The sequence below is a fragment of the Pseudomonas sp. D5(2026) genome, assembly GCF_057766845.1.
The window spans coordinates 4,538,231-4,555,776 of record NZ_CM173421.1 but is presented as its reverse complement, the minus strand read 5'-3'; the positions used below and the strand labels follow the sequence as shown (position 1 = coordinate 4,555,776).

Below are 17,546 nucleotides of genomic sequence, written 5' to 3'. Positions count from 1 at the left end.
ACCTTGGCAATCGATGCACCTGCAACAGACAGATGACAGTCTTCATGGTGCAAGCGTGTCGTGCAGAGGGGGGCGTTCAGTGGGGTAAATTGCGGCTAAAAGTCGAAAATCATGGCGAAAAATGGCCTAAATGTTGTGAAATGTCCATTTCTCAAAATTTCAAACGGCCGTATGAAATTTGTGTAATTCCATTTCATCATCGGCCAGACAGTAAAGATCGACCTCGCCCGGGTTGACCGGGCGACGACGCGCAGAGGACCCCCGAGGCTCAGGGATTGTCGCTGCGCAGTTCTTTTTCGATGCGTTCCAGTTCCTGGCTGAAGGCCTGGTCGCGAACGCTGGCACGCTTGCGCCAAGGTTTGCGTTCCGGATCCGGTTGTGCGGCGTAGGTGGTGACTTCGCCACCATAAACTTCCTTGTAACGTTCAGCCTGGCGCTCGAGTTCCGCGCGCAGTTCATCTTTCGTCACATGCAGTACCTGAAATAAGTGTAATGACTGTTGTCATGCATTGTGCCACATGCATATTGCCTTGCTGGCCGCAACGGCTTGTTAAAGCGGAAGGTTCCATCACCACGGTAAGCGGAGGGCCTGCGCAGTCGATTATAGCAACCGATAATTCGCCGAACATCGTTATTTACTCAGCACTGACATCATCTGGCGCAAGTAGCAGGATCTGTTCACCAACAGTTTGGACCTTTCGTACAAGTTTGAAAGGAATGAAGGATAGAAGTTCGCTGCAATGTCAGGGCGGGCCGTAACGAAAAACGGCCTCGCCGAAAGGCGAGGCCGTTGCCTGGGGACTTCTTACGGTGGGTACCTGACCAGTCTCTCCAAAGAAGCCACAAGTGGCAGAGGAAAGGTATAAGCAAACGTGTCGGCGGTCAATTGCGATTATCGGCCGTTTGTTCGATAATCGCACGAACCGGTGTTTTTTTTGAGGTGTGCGATGAGTGACGAAACCCTGGACAACGATTCCGGCAATGCGGAGGTGGCGCGACCTGCTTCGGCTGCCATGGCGCCGCCGATCGTGGCTTCCCCGGCCAAGCGCATCCAGGCCTTTACCGGTGACCCTGACTTCATGACCTCTCTGGCACGTGGCCTGGCCGTGATCCAGGCCTTCCAGGAGCGCAAGCGGCACCTGACCATCGCCCAGATCAGCCACCGTACCGAAATCCCTCGCGCAGCGGTGCGCCGCTGCCTGCACACGCTGATCAAGCTGGGTTACGCCACCACTGACGGGCGTACCTATTCGCTGCTGCCCAAAGTGTTGACGCTGGGGCATGCTTACCTGTCGTCCACACCACTGGCAATTTCTGCCCAGCCGTACCTGGATCGCATCAGCGACCAGTTACATGAGGCGGCCAACATGGCCACCCTTGAAGGTGACGACATTCTTTATATAGCCCGTTCGGCCACGGTCGAGCGGCTGATCTCGGTCGATCTGTCAGTGGGCGGGCGCCTGCCGGCCTATTGCACGTCGATGGGCCGCATTCTGCTGGCGGCCATGGACGACACCAGCCTGCGTGAGTACCTGGAACGTGCCGACCTCAAGGCGCGCACCAGCCGTACCCTGAATGACCCTGAATCGTTGTTCGCCTGCATCCAGCAGGTGCGCGCCCAGGGCTGGTGCGTGGTCGACCAGGAATTGGAACAGGGGCTGCGATCGATTGCGGTGCCGGTGTATGACGCTTCGGGGCAGGTATTGGCTGCGTTGAATGTAAGTACCCATGTCGGGCGGGTGACCCGCAGTGAGCTGGAGCAGCGGTTCTTGCCGATTTTGCTGGCGGCCAGCCGGGACCTTTGCCATCAGTTGTTCGGTTGAGTCCGCAGGGAGCACTTTGCGGCCCCGGATCGGAACAGGCAAAACCGTTTCTTGTGCGATAAACGCACAGTGTCGTGCCGAGTGAATTGCTTCACCTCGGCACGCTGATTAATGTCTCTCGCAACGGTCGGCCAGCCGACCGAACAAGAAAAACATAAGAGGCACTTACTCATGAATACTGTCACCTCGCTGCTGCGGCCGCACCCGCATGCAGTAACGTTATATCCAGGCTGACCCAGGCCATTTACCCCAATCATCGCCCTTGTACCGGTTACCCGTGTGCAACGGCCTGACTGTGCCCTACATTCTGGATAACAATAATGAACCAAGCGCAAACCAACGTCGGCAAAAGCCTCGACGTTCAATCTTTCATCAATCAGCAGCCGCTATCCCGGTATCAGTGGCGGGTTGTGCTGCTGTGCTTCCTGATCGTCTTCCTCGATGGCCTGGACACCGCTGCCATGGGTTTCATCGCCCCGGCACTGTCGCAAGAGTGGGGGATCGACCGCGCGAGCCTTGGGCCGGTCATGAGTGCTGCATTGATCGGCATGGTATTCGGCGCGCTGGGGTCCGGGCCGCTGGCTGACCGTTTCGGCCGCAAAGGCGTGCTGGTGGGGGCGGTGCTGGTGTTCGGTGGCTTCAGTCTGGCCTCGGCCTATGCCTCCAACGTCGACCAGTTGCTGGTGCTGCGCTTTCTGACTGGTCTGGGGCTGGGGGCTGGCATGCCCAACGCCACCACGCTGTTGTCCGAATACACCCCGGAGCGCCTCAAGTCGCTGCTGGTGACCAGCATGTTCTGTGGCTTCAACCTGGGCATGGCCGGTGGTGGCTTCATTTCCGCCAAGATGATCCCGGCCTACGGCTGGCACAGCCTGCTGGTCATCGGTGGCGTGCTGCCGTTGCTGCTGGCGCTGGTACTGATGGTCTGGCTGCCGGAGTCGGCGCGGTTCCTGGTGGTGCGCAACCGCGGCACCGACAAGGTGCGCAAGACCTTGTCGCCAATCGCGCCGCAAGTGGTGGCCGAGGCCGGTAGTTTCAGTGTGCCGGAGCAAAAGGCGGTGGCTGCACGCAACGTGTTTGCGGTGATCTTTTCTGGCACCTACGGCCTGGGCACCGTGCTGCTGTGGCTGACCTATTTCATGGGCCTGGTGATCGTCTACCTCCTGACCAGCTGGCTGCCAACCCTGATGCGTGACAGCGGCGCGAGCATGGAGCAGGCCGCGTTCATCGGCGCGCTGTTCCAGTTTGGTGGAGTGCTAAGCGCAGTCGGCGTGGGTTGGGCCATGGACCGTTTCAATCCGCACAAGGTGATCGGCATTTTCTATCTGCTGGCCGGGGTGTTCGCCTACGCAGTGGGGCAGAGCCTGGGTAACATCACCGTGCTAGCCACGCTGGTACTCGTCGCCGGTATGTGTGTGAACGGTGCGCAGTCGGCAATGCCATCGCTGGCGGCCCGCTTCTATCCCACCCAGGGCCGGGCCACAGGTGTATCGTGGATGCTGGGTATTGGCCGCTTTGGTGCGATTCTAGGGGCCTGGAGTGGCGCAACGCTGTTGGGCCTGGGCTGGAACTTCGAGCAGGTGCTGACGGCCTTGCTCGTACCGGCGGCGCTGGCGACCGTGGGTGTGGTCGTCAAGGGGCTGGTCAGCCACTCCGACGCAACCTGAGGGCGAGGGCCGCGTCGCGGCCCATTCGCAGCACAAGGCTGCTCCGGCAGGAGCGGTGTTGTGCTGCGATCAGGGCGCACAACTGCCTGGTGGTGGGGGAATAGTTGTAGAACAAATGGTTCGATAATCGCACGAATAGTCGATTATCGGATTGTAAGGTACCCACCAGTCTCCTTAATCTGGGTTTATCGAAGCACCCTGACCAGGAGCCTCCAAATGCCACGCGCAGACCATTTCCGAATCCACCCAAATCGAGCTGTCCACCATGTGTGACCTCGACGCCCGTACCGCCGCGGCCCATGGCCAGCTGGCAGGAGAAGCCTGATGCACGACGTATTCATCTGTGACGCCATCCGTACCCCCATCGGCCGCTTCGGCGGCGCCCTGGCCAGCGTGCGGGCCGACGACCTGGCAGCGGTGCCGCTGAAGGCGCTGGTAGAGCGCAACCCAGGCGTGCAGTGGGACCAGGTAGACGAAGTGTTCTTCGGCTGCGCCAACCAGGCCGGTGAAGACAACCGCAACGTGGCCCGCATGGCACTGCTGCTGGCCGGCCTGCCGGAAAGCATCCCGGGTGTCACCCTGAACCGCCTGTGTGCGTCGGGCATGGATGCCATCGGCACTGCTTTCCGCGCCATCGCCAGCGGCGAGATGGAACTGGTGATTGCCGGTGGCGTCGAGTCGATGTCGCGCGCCCCGTTCGTCATGGGCAAGGCTGAAAGCGCCTATTCGCGCAACATGAAGCTGGAAGACACCACCATTGGCTGGCGTTTCATCAACCCGCTGATGAAGAGCCAGTATGGTGTGGATTCCATGCCGGAAACCGCCGACAACGTGGCTGATGACTATCAGGTTTCGCGTGCTGACCAGGACGCGTTCGCCCTGCGCAGTCAGCAAAAGGCTGCTGCTGCGCAGGCTGCCGGCTTCTTCGCCGAAGAAATTGTGCCGGTGCGTATCGCTCACAAGAAGGGCGAAATCATCGTCGAACGTGACGAACACCTGCGCCCGGAAACCACTCTGGAGGCGCTGACCAAGCTCAAACCGGTCAACGGTCCGGACAAGACGGTCACCGCCGGCAACGCCTCGGGCGTGAACGACGGTGCCGCGGCGATGATCCTGGCCTCGGCCGCTGCGGTGAAGAAGCACGGCCTGACCCCGCGCGCCCGCGTTCTGGGCATGGCCAGCGGCGGCGTTGCTCCACGTGTCATGGGCATTGGCCCGGTGCCGGCGGTGCGCAAGCTGACTGAGCGTCTGGGGGTGGCGGTAAGTGATTTCGACGTGATCGAGCTTAACGAGGCGTTTGCCAGCCAAGGCCTGGCAGTGCTGCGTGAGCTGGGTGTTGCTGACGATGCGCCACAGGTAAATCCTAATGGCGGCGCCATTGCCCTGGGCCACCCGCTGGGCATGAGCGGTGCGCGCCTGGTGCTGACTGCGCTGCACCAGCTGGAGAAGAGTGGTGGGCGTAAAGGCCTGGCGACCATGTGTGTGGGCGTTGGCCAAGGTCTGGCACTGGCCATCGAGCGGGTTTGACCTGTACCGGCCTCTTCGCGGGCAAGCCAGCTCCCACAGGGATCCACGCAATCACCTGTGGGAGCGGGTTTGCCCGCGAAGAGGCCTGTCCTGTGAGACATAAGGCCAATTGCCAGCCAGATAGCGGAACGAGTGTGTTACCAGGTATGTCTAGATTTACCTAGTACCCTCCAGGAGTAAAACCGTCATGACTTCAACCTATTACACTGGCGAAGAACGCAGCAAGCGCATCTTCGCTATCGTCGGTGCCTCGTCAGGCAACCTGGTGGAATGGTTCGACTTCTACGTCTACGCCTTCTGTGCGATCTACTTCGCCCCGGCCTTCTTCCCCTCGGACGATCCCACCGTGCAGTTGTTGAACACGGCTGGTGTATTCGCCGCAGGTTTCCTGATGCGCCCAATCGGTGGCTGGATCTTCGGCCGCCTCGCCGACCGCCATGGTCGCAAGAATTCCCTGATGATCTCGGTGCTGATGATGTGCTTCGGCTCCCTGATGATCGCTTGCCTGCCCACCTATGCCAGCATCGGCACCTGGGCACCGGCGCTGCTATTGCTGGCTCGCCTGATCCAGGGCCTGTCGGTTGGGGGCGAATACGGCACCACGGCCACTTACATGAGTGAAGTGGCCCTGCGTGGGCAGCGCGGCTTCTTTGCTTCGTTCCAGTACGTCACCCTGATTGGCGGCCAGTTGCTGGCGGTACTGGTCGTGGTGATCCTGCAACAGCTGCTGACTGAAGATGAACTGCGGGCCTGGGGCTGGCGCATTCCTTTCGTGGTGGGGGCCATCGCCGCCCTGATCTCGTTGATGCTGCGCCGTTCGCTGCACGAGACCAGTAGCGCCGAAGCCCGCAATGACAAGGATGCAGGTTCGATCGGTGGCCTGTTCCGCAATCACGCAGCGGCGTTCATCACAGTATTGGGTTACACCGCTGGTGGCTCGCTGATTTTCTATACTTTCACCACTTATATGCAGAAATACCTGGTCAACACTGCGGGCATGACAGCCAAGAACGCCAGCTACGTGATGACCGGAGCATTGTTCCTGTTCATGGTGGTACAGCCGTTCTTCGGCATGCTGTCCGACCGTATCGGTCGGCGCAATTCGATGCTGCTGTTCGGCGCGCTCGGCACCTTGTTCACCGTGCCGCTGCTGATGGCACTGAAAACCGTGACCAGCCCGCTCATGGCCTTCGTGCTGATCAGCCTGGCCCTGTGTATCGTCAGTTTCTACACCTCGATCAGCGGCCTGGTGAAAGCCGAAATGTTCCCGCCACAGGTGCGTGCACTGGGGGTGGGCCTGGCCTATGCGGTGGCCAACGCAGCATTCGGCGGTTCGGCCGAATATGTGGCCCTGGGCCTGAAAACCCTGGGGATGGAAAACACTTTCTACTGGTACGTGACGGCGATGATGGCGATTGCCTTCCTGTTCAGCCTGCGCCTGCCGAAGCAGGCGGCGTACCTGCACCATGATGATTAAGGACGCTGCATGAGCAACCAACTGTTCGACGCCTATTTCACCGCGCCGGCCATGCGCGAGATTTTCTCCGACCGTGGCCGCCTGCAGGGCATGCTGGATTTCGAAGCAGCGCTTGCCCGTGCCGAAGCCTCTACCGGTTTGGTCCCGCACGCCGCGGTGGCGGCCATCGAGGCGGCATGCCAGGCCGAGCGCTATGACGTCGGCGCACTGGCCAATGCCATTGCGATCGCTGGCAACTCGGCAATTCCGTTGGTGAAAGCGTTGGGCAAAGTGATCGCCACTGGCGTACCTGAAGCTGAGCGCTATGTGCACCTTGGGGCGACCAGCCAGGATGCGATGGACACCGGTCTGGTTCTGCAGTTGCGCGATGCCCTGGACTTGATCGAGGCTGACCTTGGCAAGCTGGCTGATACCCTGTCGCAGCAGGCGTTGAAGCATGCCGATACGCCATTGGTGGGGCGTACCTGGTTGCAGCATGCTACCCCGGTGACCCTGGGCATGAAGCTGGCCGGTGTACTGGGTGCTTTGACCCGCCACCGTCAGCGCCTGCATGAACTGCGCCCGCGCCTGCTGGTCCTGCAGTTCGGCGGAGCCTCGGGCAGCCTGGCGGCCTTGGGCAGCAAGGCGATGCCGGTGGCCGAAGCGCTGGCCGAACAGCTCAAACTGTCCCTGCCCGAACAGCCCTGGCACACCCAGCGTGACCGCCTGGTGGAGTTTGCCTCGGTACTGGGCCTGGTTGCCGGCAGCCTGGGCAAGTTCGGCCGCGATATCAGCTTGCTGATGCAAACCGAGGCGGGGGAGGTGTTTGAGCCTTCTGCGCCGGGCAAGGGTGGGTCTTCGACCATGCCACACAAGCGCAACCCGGTGGGTGCTGCCGTGTTGATCGGTGCCGCAACCCGCGTGCCGGGCCTGCTGTCGACGCTGTTCGCGGCCATGCCCCAGGAGCACGAACGCAGCCTGGGCCTATGGCATGCCGAGTGGGAAACCTTGCCGGATATCTGCTGCCTGGTCTCTGGCGCCCTGCGCCAGGCTCAAATGATTGCCGAGGGTATGGAGGTGGATGCCGCGCGCATGCGCCATAACCTCGACCTGACACAAGGCCTGGTGCTGGCCGAAGCGGTGAGCATTGTCCTTGCCCAGCGCCTGGGGCGCGACCGTGCCCACCACCTGCTGGAACAATGCTGCCAGCGCGCGGTAGCCGAACAACGGCACCTGCGTGCCGTGCTGGGTGACGAACCGCAGGTCAGCGCCGAGCTGTCTGGCGAAGAACTCGATCGCCTGCTCGACCCTGCCCATTACCTGGGCCAGGCCCGCGTCTGGGTGGCGCGCGCCGTGTCCGAACATCAACGTTTCACTGCCTGAAGGAGACCGCTGTGGCGCACTTGCAACTGGCCGATGGCGTTTTGAATTATCAGATCGATGGCCCGGAAGACGCCCCGGTGCTGGTCCTGTCCAACTCGCTGGGTACCGACCTGGGCATGTGGGACACCCAGATTCCGTTGTGGAGCCAGCACTTCAGGGTGCTGCGTTACGACACCCGCGGTCACGGTGCATCGCTGGTCACTGAAGGCCCTTACAGCATCGAACAGCTGGGCCGCGACGTGCTGGCCCTGCTCGACGGGCTGGACATCCAGAAGGCTCACTTCGTCGGCCTGTCGATGGGCGGGCTGATCGGCCAGTGGCTGGGCATCAATGCAGGTGAGCGCCTGCGCAGCCTGACCCTGTGCAACACGGCCGCCAAGATCGCCAACGACGAGGTATGGAACACCCGTATCGACACTGTGCTCAAAGGTGGCCAGCAGGCCATGGTCGACCTGCGCGATGCCTCCATCGCCCGCTGGTTCACCCCAGGTTTTGCCCAAGCACAGCCGGAGCAGGCTCAGCGTATCTGTCAGATGCTGGCGCAAACCAGCCCGCAAGGCTATGCCGGCAACTGCGCAGCGGTACGTGACGCTGATTATCGTGAGCAACTGGGCCGCATCCAGGTGCCTGCGCTGATCGTAGCCGGTACTGAAGACGTAGTGACCACCCCTGAGCATGGCCGCTTCATGCAGGCCGGTATCCAAGGTGCCGAGTACGTCGACTTCCCGGCTGCGCACCTGTCCAATGTCGAGATTGGCGAGGCCTTCAGCCGCCGCGTGCTCGATTTCCTGCTGGCTCACTGAGGACAATGCCATGGACGAGAAACAACGTTACGACGCTGGCATGCAAGTGCGCCGCGCAGTGCTGGGCGATGCCCACGTGGACCGCAGCCTGGAGAAACTCAACGACTTCAATGGCGAGTTTCAGGAAATGATCACCCGCCACGCCTGGGGTGACATCTGGACCCGCCCGGGGCTGCCGCGCCATACCCGCAGCCTGATCACCATCGCCATGCTGATCGGCATGAACCGCAACGACGAACTGAAGCTGCACCTGCGCGCCGCAGCCAACAACGGCGTGACCCGCGACGAGATCAAGGAAGTGCTGATGCAGAGCGCGATCTACTGCGGCATTCCGGCGGCCAATGCCACGTTCCACTTGGCTGAGTCGGTGTGGGATGAGCTTGGCGTAGAGTCGCGCCAGTAAATCGTGTTCGCGGGCAAGCTCCCTGCCACAGGTCCTGCATAACCCTGCAGACCTGTGGCCGGGAGCTTGCCCGCGATGGCCCTTAAACCGATGCCTTTTTCTCCCGCATGGCAACCGGGCCGGCGTTGGTTTCTACGGCATGCTTCAGCGTCGGGCACAGGCCCAACATGAACGCAGCTTCGGCCACCACGAACAGTGGCCCGATGATCAGGCCACTCAGGTCGTCGACAAATGCCGGCTTGCGGCCTTCGTAGTAATGGCCGATGAACTGGATGACCCAGCCCACCACGAACGCCCCCAGCCCGGCGCCGAGCCATAGTGTTGTCGACTGCACTGCCAGCACCTCACCGACCCACAGGCACAGCCCCAGCAACAGCCCCATCACCAGCCCGAAGCGCAGGTCCAGGCGCAGGTAGAACCACACCGACGCCGCCGCTGCCACCAGGGCAGGGGACAGCCACATGCCAGCCATCTCCCAGCCTGGGCGTGAAAGCAGGATGGTGACTGCCAGTACGATCATGGGAATACCGACGAAGTGGGTGGCGATGTTGCGCGGGTCGCGGTGGTAGTTGGCGTATTGGCTCAGGTGGTCGACGAGGGTTTTCATTGTTGTGCCTCCCTGTTCTGCTTGGTTTCACCTGTACCCGATAGTGATCAGGATAGTCCGCCGTCACCACCATCATCAGCTCAGCGAATGGTGGCAGTTCGCACTGGCAAATTCATGGCAGGGCTTTATTCAGCTGCAGCAAATCGTACCCCCGAAGAAGGTGCATGAATGTTTATAGCGTTAGGTCACTTGAGGGGGAGACTGGCCTCTTCGCGAGTTTATCCGCGAAGAGGCCATCTGATTCACAGAAGATTCAGCGGATAACTCACAATCAAGCGGTTCTCATCGAACGCGTTGGTGCTGAAGTCGCGACGCATGGTCGAGTTGCGCCATTTCACCGACAGGTCCTTGAAACTGCCCGACTGCACCACATAGGCCAGCTCTGTTTCCCGTGCCCATTCCTTGCCATCGTCCACGCTGCCCACGGTGACGTTTTCACCCTTGATATAGCGGTTCATCAGGGTCAGGCCGGGTACGCCGACGGTGGCGAAGTTGAAGTCATGGCGAACCTGCCAGGAACGCTCCTTGGCATTGTCGAAGCTTGAATTATAGCTGTCGTTGGCCAGGGTACCGCCACTGGTGCCATTGACCCGCATCCAGGCATCGTCGCCGCTGACCTTCTGCAGGCCAACGTAAAAGGTGTGGCCTTGGTAGCGCGCCGAAAGCAAGGCGGAGGCGGTGCGGTTGTCCAGCTTGCCGGCCCGTTCGGCACCATCTTCCTTGCCGATGAAGTAGCCCAGGTTGGCGCCCAGCGTCCAGTCGCCCAGCGGCTGGCTGTGCGTCAGGTTGAGGTACTGCTGGCGGTAGATGTCCTTGAGCTGGGCATCCCACAGGCCGATCATGGTGCGCTTGTCGTTGAAGCTGTACTCACCGCCGCCGAAATTGAAACGGTCGGAGGTGAAGGCAGCTTTGCCGTTGAGCGACATGTCTTCCATGCTGGCATCGTTGCGTGGGCTGTTGCCGCGGAACTGGCCGGCATACAGGGTCAGGCCGGCGATTTCCCTGGAGGTCAGTTGACCACCGCGGAATGTTTGCGGCAACGAGCGACCATCGTCTGAACGCAGGATTGGCAGTACCGGCATCCATTCACCGACTTTCAGCTCGGTTTCGGACAGCTTGGCTTTCAGCGCCACACCCAGCCTGCCGAAGTCATCGGCCGGGCGCCCGTCGTCATGCACAGGTAGCAAGTGAGTGTTGGTGGTGCCTCTGCCGCCGTCGAGCTTGACCGAGTAGAGCCCCAGTACGTCCACGCCGAAGCCGACCGTGCCCTGGGTGAAACCGGAACGGGCATCGAGGATGAAACTTTGCGTCCATTCCTCGGCCTTGCCCTGTGGGTGGGCCGGGTCAACGAAGTTGCGGTTGATGTAGAAGTTGCGCAGGTTGAGGGTGGCCTTGGCGTCCTCGATGAAACCGCCTTCGTTGGCGGCGAACACGGGGAGGGCGCAGGACATGGCCAACAGGCCGGGCAGCAGCTGGCGTGCGGGTAGCGAAATGCTCATCTGTCGTGGATCTCTTGTTTTTATGGTCGAGCTGTTGCACTGCAGGATCAGGCCTGCAGGTGCGGGTCTTTTTGATGAACTTGGGCAACGTTGCGTGGAGGGGATGGTGCGGGGTTGTGCGGGGGTGAGGCAATTCGCCGCAAACGGAACGGGGCGATAATCGAACGGAATGTTCTGGTTGGTTAATAAGTCTCCTGTGCTGGCCTCTTCGCGGGTAAACCCGCTCCTACAACGGCTTGCGCCCAACCACCGATATGTGTCCACCACACGATCTGTGTAGGAGCGGGTTCACCCGCGAATACGGTGGTGGCTGCGACGGTGAATCACCGGGGGATATTGGCCGGCACAGGCAGTAAAAAAGCAAAGCCCACCGCTAAGGGTGGGCTTGTGCTGTAACAAGGCCGATCAGCCTTTCGGTGTTTCCACCGAAGCCTGCTGGTTTTCCTGCCCGGTCTGCTCGTACCAGCCACCGCCGAGCGCCTTGTACAGGTTGACTTCGCTGGTCAGCTGCGACAGGCGGTCTCCGATCAGAGCTTGCTGGGCACTGAACAGGTTGCGTTGGGCATCGAGGAAGGTCAGGTTGCTGTCAATCCCGATGCGGTAACGGCGTTCGGCCAGGCGGTAGTAGTCCTGGTTTGCCTGCACCAGGTCACGCTGGGCCTGCAACTGCTCGTCGAAGGTCTTGCGCGCCGCCAAGCCATCGGAGACTTCCTGGAAGGCGGTCTGGATGGTTTTTTCGTACTTGGCGACGTTGATGTCCTTCTGGATCTTCGAGTAGTCCAGGCTGGCTTTCAAGCTGCCGGCGTTGAAGATCGGCAGGTTGATCTGCGGCTGGAACAGCCAGGTGCCCTGGCCGCCCGAGAACAGGTGGCCCATGTCGGGGCTCAGGCTGCCGGCGTTGGCGGTCAGGCTGATGCTTGGGAAGAACGCTGCGCGGGCTGCGCCAATGTTGGCGTTGGCGGCCTTGAGCAGGTGCTCGGCTTCCTGGATGTCCGGGCGACGCTGGAGGATATCCGATGGCAGCCCGGCGGGTACTTCGGCCAGTTGGTCGTCATCGAGCGCCAGCGGCTTGGCCAGGTCGGCAGGAATGCCGGTACCCAGCAGCACAGTCAGGCTGTTGACGTCCTGGGCGACCAAGCGCTGGTACTGCGAGTACTTGACCCGGGCGCCTTCCACGGCGGTGCGCGCCTGGCTGACGTCCAGGGCCGAGGCCACGCCGACTTCATTACTGCGACGGGTGAGGTTGTAGCTTTCCTCGTAGGTCTTCAGCGTTTCTTCGGTCAGCTTGAACAGGGCCTGGTCGGCCTGCCAGGTGTAGTAGGCGTTTGCCACGCTGGCTACCAGGGCGATTTGCGTGGAACGACGCGCCTGCTCGCTGGAGAGGTAGGTTTCCAGGGCCTGCTCGGTCAGGCTGCGCACACGGCCGAACAGGTCCAGCTCGTAGGCGCTGACACCCAAAGTGGCCGAGTACTGGCTGGTGATGCCAGATTCGCCTGTTTGCGACATGTTCGCCGGGACACGCTGGCGGCTGCCGCTGCCGGTGGCCGAAACCGCCGGGAACAGGTCGGCGCGCTGAATGCGGTATTGCGCACGATAGGCGTCGAGGTTCAGCGCCGCGACCCGCAGGTCGCGGTTATTGACCAGCGAGGTCTGGATCAGCTGTTGCAGCGCCGGGTCGTGGAAGAACTGGCGCCAGCCCTGTTCAGCAGCGGCAACATCCGCCGATTGCGTCGGCGAATAGGCAGGGCCTTGCGGCCACTGCGCAGCCACCGGCGCCTCCGGGGTCTGGTAATCAGGGATCAGCGAGCAGCCGCCAAGAATGAAAGCGGTTACCGCCAGGGACAACAAAGACTTGGTCATTGCCCAGCCTCATAACGTGGATTTTCAGGGGTGACGTCTTTTTCCGGCTCTTTGCTGCCGAACAGTGACGACACTGCGACGAAGAACAGTGGTACCCAGAAGATAGCCAGCACGGTCGCACTGATCATGCCGCCGATCACGCCAGTACCGATGGCGTGCTGGCTGCCGGCGCCAGCGCCGCTGGCGATCGTCAACGGTACCACGCCAAGGATGAACGCCAGCGAGGTCATGATGATCGGGCGAAGACGCATGCGGCACGCTTCGATCGCTGAGTCGTACAGGCTACGGCCTTGTTCGTGCAGCTCCTTGGCGAACTCGACGATCAGAATGGCGTTTTTCGCCGCAAGACCGATGGTGGTCAACAGGCCAACCAGGAAGTACACGTCGTTGGACAGGCCGCGCAGGCTGGTGGCGATCAGTGCACCGATGATGCCCAGCGGTACTACCAGCACCACAGCGATCGGGATCGACCAGCTTTCGTACAGGGCTGCCAGGCACAGGAACACGAACAGTACCGAGAGGGCGAACAGCGCCGGCATCTGCGAGCCGGAGAGTTTTTCCTCGTAGGACATGCCGGTCCAGGAGAAGCCGATACCGCTTGGCAGCTCGCCAGCAATGCGCTCGACCTCGGCCATGGCTTCACCGGTACTGTAGCCAGGCGCCGGTGCACCGAGGATTTCCATCGCTTCGACACCGTTGTAACGCGACAGCTTTGGCGAGCCGTAGGTCCATTCGCCTTTGGCGAAGGAGGAGAACGGCACCATCTCGCCTGCGCCGTTGCGCACGTACCATTTTTGCAGGTCTTCCGGGCTCATCCGCGCGCTTGGTTCGCCCTGGATGTACACCTTCTTGACCCGGCCACGGTCGATGAAGTCGTTGACGTAGCTGGCGCCCAGCGCAATCGACAGGGTGTTGTTGATGTCGGCAATGGTCACGCCCAAGGCGCTGGCACGTTCGTCATCAATGGTCAGCTGGTACTGCGGTTCATCGTTCAGGCCGTTCGGTCGCACGGCGCTGAGGATCTTGCTCTGCGCGGCTTTGGCCAGGAACTGGTTGCGCGCCTCCATCAACTTCTCGTGGCCGACACCGCCGCGGTCCTGAAGGAACACGTCGAAGCCGGTGGCGTTACCCAGTTCAAGCACCGCTGGCGGGGCGAAGGCGAACACCATTGCATCACGGAAGGTGAAGAAGTGCTGCTGGGCACGCTGTGCCAGCGCGAACACGCTGTTCTCCTTCGAGCGCTCATCCCATGGTTTGAGCATGATGAATGCCATGCCCGAGCTCTGGCCGCGGCCTGCGAAGTTGAAACCGTTGACGGTGAATACCGACGATACGGTATCGGCTTCGTCCTTGAGCAGGTATTCACGCATCTGATCGACCACGGCCTGCGTGCGTTCGGCACTGGAGCCGGCCGGGGTCTGCACCTGGGCGAAGAGTACGCCCTGGTCTTCTTCCGGGAGGAACGCGGTAGGGATGCGGGCGAACAGCCAGATCATGCCGACCACGATCAGTGCATAGGCCAGCAGGAATGGCACCTTGTTGCGCAGGATGGTGCCGACACTGCGCTCGTAGCCATTGACGCTGCGGTCGAAGTTGCGGTTGAACCAGCCGAAGAACCCGCCTTTGGCGGTGTGGTGCTCGCCCTTCTTCAGCGGCTTGAGCATGGTTGCGCAAAGCGCCGGGGTGAAGATAAGCGCAACCAGCACCGACAGACCCATGGCCGAGACGATGGTGATGGAGAACTGCCGGTAGATGACACCCGTGGAACCGCCGAAGAACGCCATGGGCAGCAGTACCGCCGAGAGCACCAGGGCGATACCCACAAGGGCGCCCTGGATCTGTTCCATCGAGCGCTTGGTCGCTTCCTTGGGTGGCAAGCCTTCCTCGGACATTACCCGCTCGACGTTCTCCACCACGACGATGGCGTCGTCCACCAGCAAGCCGATGGCCAATACCATGGCGAACATGGTCAGGGTGTTGATGCTGAAGCCTGCAGCGGCAAGGATGCCGAAGGTACCCAGCAATACGACCGGTACGGTCATGGTGGTGATGATGGTGGCGCGGAAGTTCTGCAGGAACAGGTACATCACCAGGAACACCAGCACCACGGCTTCGATCAGGGTGTGGATCACGCCGCTGATCGATTCGGTGACCACTGGGGTGGTGTCATACGGGAATACCGCCTTGACCCCCGGCGGGAAGAACGGTTCCAGGCTTTTGATGGTCTCGCGCAGTGCCTTGGCGGTGTCCAGGGCGTTGGCGCCGGTTGCCAGTTTTACCGCCAGGCCGGAGGCCGGCTTGCCGTTGAACTGGGCGCTGACTGCGTAGTTTTCACCCCCCAGGCCCACTTGGGCGACGTCACCCAGACGCACCTGTGAACCGTCTTTATTGACCTTGAGCAGAATGTTCTCGAACTGCTCGGCGGTTTGCAGGCGGGTCTTGCCGATGATGGTGGCGTTAAGCTGGGTGCCCGGCAGGGCTGGCAGGCCGCCGAGCTGGCCGGAAGACACCTGCACGTTCTGGGCGGCGACAGCTGTCTTGACGTCGACCGGGGTCAGCTGGAACTTGTTCAGCTTGGCCGGATCGAGCCAGATACGCATGGCGTACTGCGCACCGAACACCTGGAAGTCACCCACACCCGCAGTACGCGAGATCGGGTCCTGCATGTTCGAGACGATGTAGTTGGCCAGGTCGTCCTTGGTCATGCTGCCGTCTTCGGAGACCAGGCCGATCACCAGCAGGAAGTTCTTCACTGCTTTGGTGACGCGGATACCTTGTTGCTGCACTTCCTGCGGCAGCAGCGGGGTAGCCAGGTTCAGCTTGTTCTGTACCTGTACCTGCGCGGTGTCGGGGTTGGTACCCTGTTCGAAGGTGGCGGTAATGGTCATGCTGCCGTCGGAGTTACTTTCCGACGACACATAACGCAGGTTGTCGATACCGTTGAGCTGCTGCTCGATCACCTGCACCACGGTGTCCTGCACGGTTTGCGCCGAGGCGCCCGGGTAGGTCACGGCGATGGCGATGGCCGGCGGCGCGATACTGGGGTACTGGTTGATCGGCAGCTTCAGGATCGACAAGGCCCCGACCAGCATGATCACCAAGGCGATCACCCAGGCGAAGATCGGGCGATCGATAAAGAACTTCGACATGGTTTACTCCGCTTTGGCGTCTGCTTTTGCCGCGCTGGCCTGATCAGGGCCGGCCGGCTTCTTGACGTTGGTGGCTTCGCTGACCTTCACCTCAACGCCTGGGCGCACGTACTGCAGCCCTTCGGTGATCAGGCGGTCACCCGGGTTGAGGCCTTCCTCGATCAGCCAGTCGCTACCCAAGGTGCGGCTGGCCTTGAGCTGGCGCAGTTCGACCTTGTTCTCCTGGTTGACCACCAGGGCGGTTGGTGCGCCCTTGAGGTCGCGGGTCACGCCTTGTTGCGGTGCCAGGATGGCGTTGGCGTTGACACCGGCCTTAAGCCGCGCATGCACGAACATGCCTGGCAGCAGGGTGTGATCGGGGTTGGGGAACAGGGCGCGCAGGGTCACAGAGCCTGTGGTCTCGTCGACCGCGACTTCGGAGAATTCCAGGCGGCCTTCCTGTTTGAACAGGCTGCCGTCCTCCAGCACCAACTGAACCGAGGCGGCGTTGTCGCCAGCCTTCTGCAACTGACCGCTTTCCAGGTCGCGGCGCAGCTTGAGCAGCTCGGCGGTGGACTGGGTAACGTCGACATAAATAGGGTCGAGCTGCTGGATGGTGGCCATGGCATCGGTCTGACCATTGCTTACCAGTGCACCTTCGGTGAACGAAGAACGGCCTATACGGCCGCTGATCGGCGCCAGAACCTTGGTGTAGCGCAGGTCGATCTGTGCGCTCTTGAGCGAAGCCTCGGCCTGCAATCGTTTGGCATTGGCGTCGTCATATTCCTGTTTGGAGACGGCCTGCTCGTCAATCAGTTGCTTGTAGCGTTCGGCCAGTGAGCGTGTAGCCAGCAGGTTGGCCTTGGCATTGGCCAGGGTGGCTTCGTATACGGCAGGGTCGATCTGATACAGCTGCTGGCCTTCCTTGACCTCACTGCCTTCCTTGAACAGGCGTTTGAGGATGATGCCGTTGACCTGCGGGCGCACTTCGGCGACGCGGTAGGCACTGGTACGCCCCGGTAATTCCGAGGTGAGGGTGAAGGCTTGCGGCTGGATGGTCACGACGCCGACCTGAGGAGCCTGCGCCGCTGGCGCTGCTTCTTCTTTCTTACAGCCACTGAGCAAGGTTGCCAGGGCGACGGCGGAAACCAGAGCGGTAACGGCTGGCTTGAATTGCATGAGGATCCTCGGGTCGCTGGAGCAGGGAGACGCTCAAGAGTAATGGAAGAGATCTTGATCTGGAAAAAATGCTATCCGGTGGATAAATAGCTTGCTAAGGAATATACTTACATTCATGGTTGTTTGTAAATACTGCTGAGCTGTACTCAGGTACTGCCTCAGCGCTTGATTAGTTCATCCGAGAGGCCCCCAGCAGAGGTTCCCCGGAGCG

13 protein-coding genes are annotated in these 17,546 nt (G+C 61.3%); 7 read left to right on the top strand and 6 right to left on the bottom strand.

Annotated features, from left to right (window positions below; translation table 11 throughout):
• Positions 1 to 268: 268 nt before the first annotated feature.
• Positions 269 to 469, bottom strand: coding sequence for a hypothetical protein (locus AC3B5Q_RS21060; protein WP_021785791.1), 201 nt, complete (start codon positions 467 to 469; stop codon positions 269 to 271).
• A 478-nt stretch (positions 470 to 947) separates the two neighbouring features.
• On the opposite strand from AC3B5Q_RS21060, the gene pcaR reads away from it, so the two are divergent.
• The 7 genes from pcaR (at position 948) to pcaC (ending at position 9,062) form a co-directional block, all read left to right on the top strand.
• A complete protein-coding gene (gene pcaR, locus AC3B5Q_RS21055) occupies positions 948 to 1,823 on the top strand; it encodes a pca regulon transcriptional regulator PcaR (RefSeq protein ID WP_021785790.1) in 876 nt (291 codons plus the stop codon).
• A gap of 320 nt (positions 1,824 to 2,143) precedes the next feature.
• Positions 2,144 to 3,490, top strand: coding sequence for a 4-hydroxybenzoate transporter PcaK (gene pcaK / locus AC3B5Q_RS21050; RefSeq protein ID WP_021785789.1), 1,347 nt, complete (start codon positions 2,144 to 2,146; stop codon positions 3,488 to 3,490).
• Between the two features lie 321 nt (positions 3,491 to 3,811).
• Positions 3,812 to 5,017 (top strand): 3-oxoadipyl-CoA thiolase, encoded by a 1,206-nt coding sequence (gene pcaF, locus AC3B5Q_RS21045; RefSeq protein ID WP_173401673.1) that lies wholly within the window; start codon positions 3,812 to 3,814, stop codon positions 5,015 to 5,017.
• A 187-nt stretch (positions 5,018 to 5,204) separates the two neighbouring features.
• Positions 5,205 to 6,494, top strand: a complete 1,290-nt coding sequence (locus AC3B5Q_RS21040; RefSeq protein WP_021785787.1) for an MFS family transporter — start codon at positions 5,205 to 5,207, stop codon at positions 6,492 to 6,494.
• A 9-nt stretch (positions 6,495 to 6,503) separates the two neighbouring features.
• Positions 6,504 to 7,856: a 3-carboxy-cis,cis-muconate cycloisomerase gene (locus AC3B5Q_RS21035; RefSeq protein ID WP_135192505.1), complete on the top strand. Its 1,353-nt coding sequence runs from the start codon at positions 6,504 to 6,506 to the stop codon at positions 7,854 to 7,856.
• A gap of 11 nt (positions 7,857 to 7,867) precedes the next feature.
• Positions 7,868 to 8,659: a 3-oxoadipate enol-lactonase gene (gene pcaD, locus AC3B5Q_RS21030; protein ID WP_021785785.1), complete on the top strand. Its 792-nt coding sequence runs from the start codon at positions 7,868 to 7,870 to the stop codon at positions 8,657 to 8,659.
• A gap of 10 nt (positions 8,660 to 8,669) precedes the next feature.
• A complete protein-coding gene (gene pcaC, locus AC3B5Q_RS21025) occupies positions 8,670 to 9,062 on the top strand; it encodes a 4-carboxymuconolactone decarboxylase (protein ID WP_010952489.1) in 393 nt (130 codons plus the stop codon).
• A gap of 82 nt (positions 9,063 to 9,144) precedes the next feature.
• On the opposite strand, the gene AC3B5Q_RS21020 is transcribed toward pcaC, so the two are convergent.
• From AC3B5Q_RS21020 to ttgA, 5 genes are all read right to left on the bottom strand, one after another.
• Positions 9,145 to 9,669, bottom strand: a complete 525-nt coding sequence (locus AC3B5Q_RS21020) for an Mpo1 family 2-hydroxy fatty acid dioxygenase (RefSeq protein ID WP_021785784.1) — start codon at positions 9,667 to 9,669, stop codon at positions 9,145 to 9,147.
• A gap of 242 nt (positions 9,670 to 9,911) precedes the next feature.
• On the bottom strand, positions 9,912 to 11,168 hold the full coding sequence (locus tag AC3B5Q_RS21015) for an OprD family porin (protein WP_021785783.1): 1,257 nt from the start codon (positions 11,166 to 11,168) through the stop codon (positions 9,912 to 9,914).
• A gap of 405 nt (positions 11,169 to 11,573) precedes the next feature.
• Positions 11,574 to 13,028, bottom strand: a complete 1,455-nt coding sequence (locus tag AC3B5Q_RS21010; RefSeq protein WP_021785782.1) for an AdeC/AdeK/OprM family multidrug efflux complex outer membrane factor — start codon at positions 13,026 to 13,028, stop codon at positions 11,574 to 11,576.
• Positions 13,025 to 16,177, bottom strand: a complete 3,153-nt coding sequence (ttgB, locus tag AC3B5Q_RS21005) for a multidrug efflux RND transporter permease subunit TtgB (protein ID WP_021785781.1) — start codon at positions 16,175 to 16,177, stop codon at positions 13,025 to 13,027. Before ttgB ends, AC3B5Q_RS21010 begins: the two co-directional genes overlap by 4 nt.
• A gap of 3 nt (positions 16,178 to 16,180) precedes the next feature.
• Positions 16,181 to 17,335 (bottom strand): toluene efflux RND transporter periplasmic adaptor subunit TtgA, encoded by a 1,155-nt coding sequence (ttgA, locus tag AC3B5Q_RS21000; protein ID WP_488392730.1) that lies wholly within the window; start codon positions 17,333 to 17,335, stop codon positions 16,181 to 16,183.
• Positions 17,336 to 17,546: the final 211 nt, after the last annotated feature.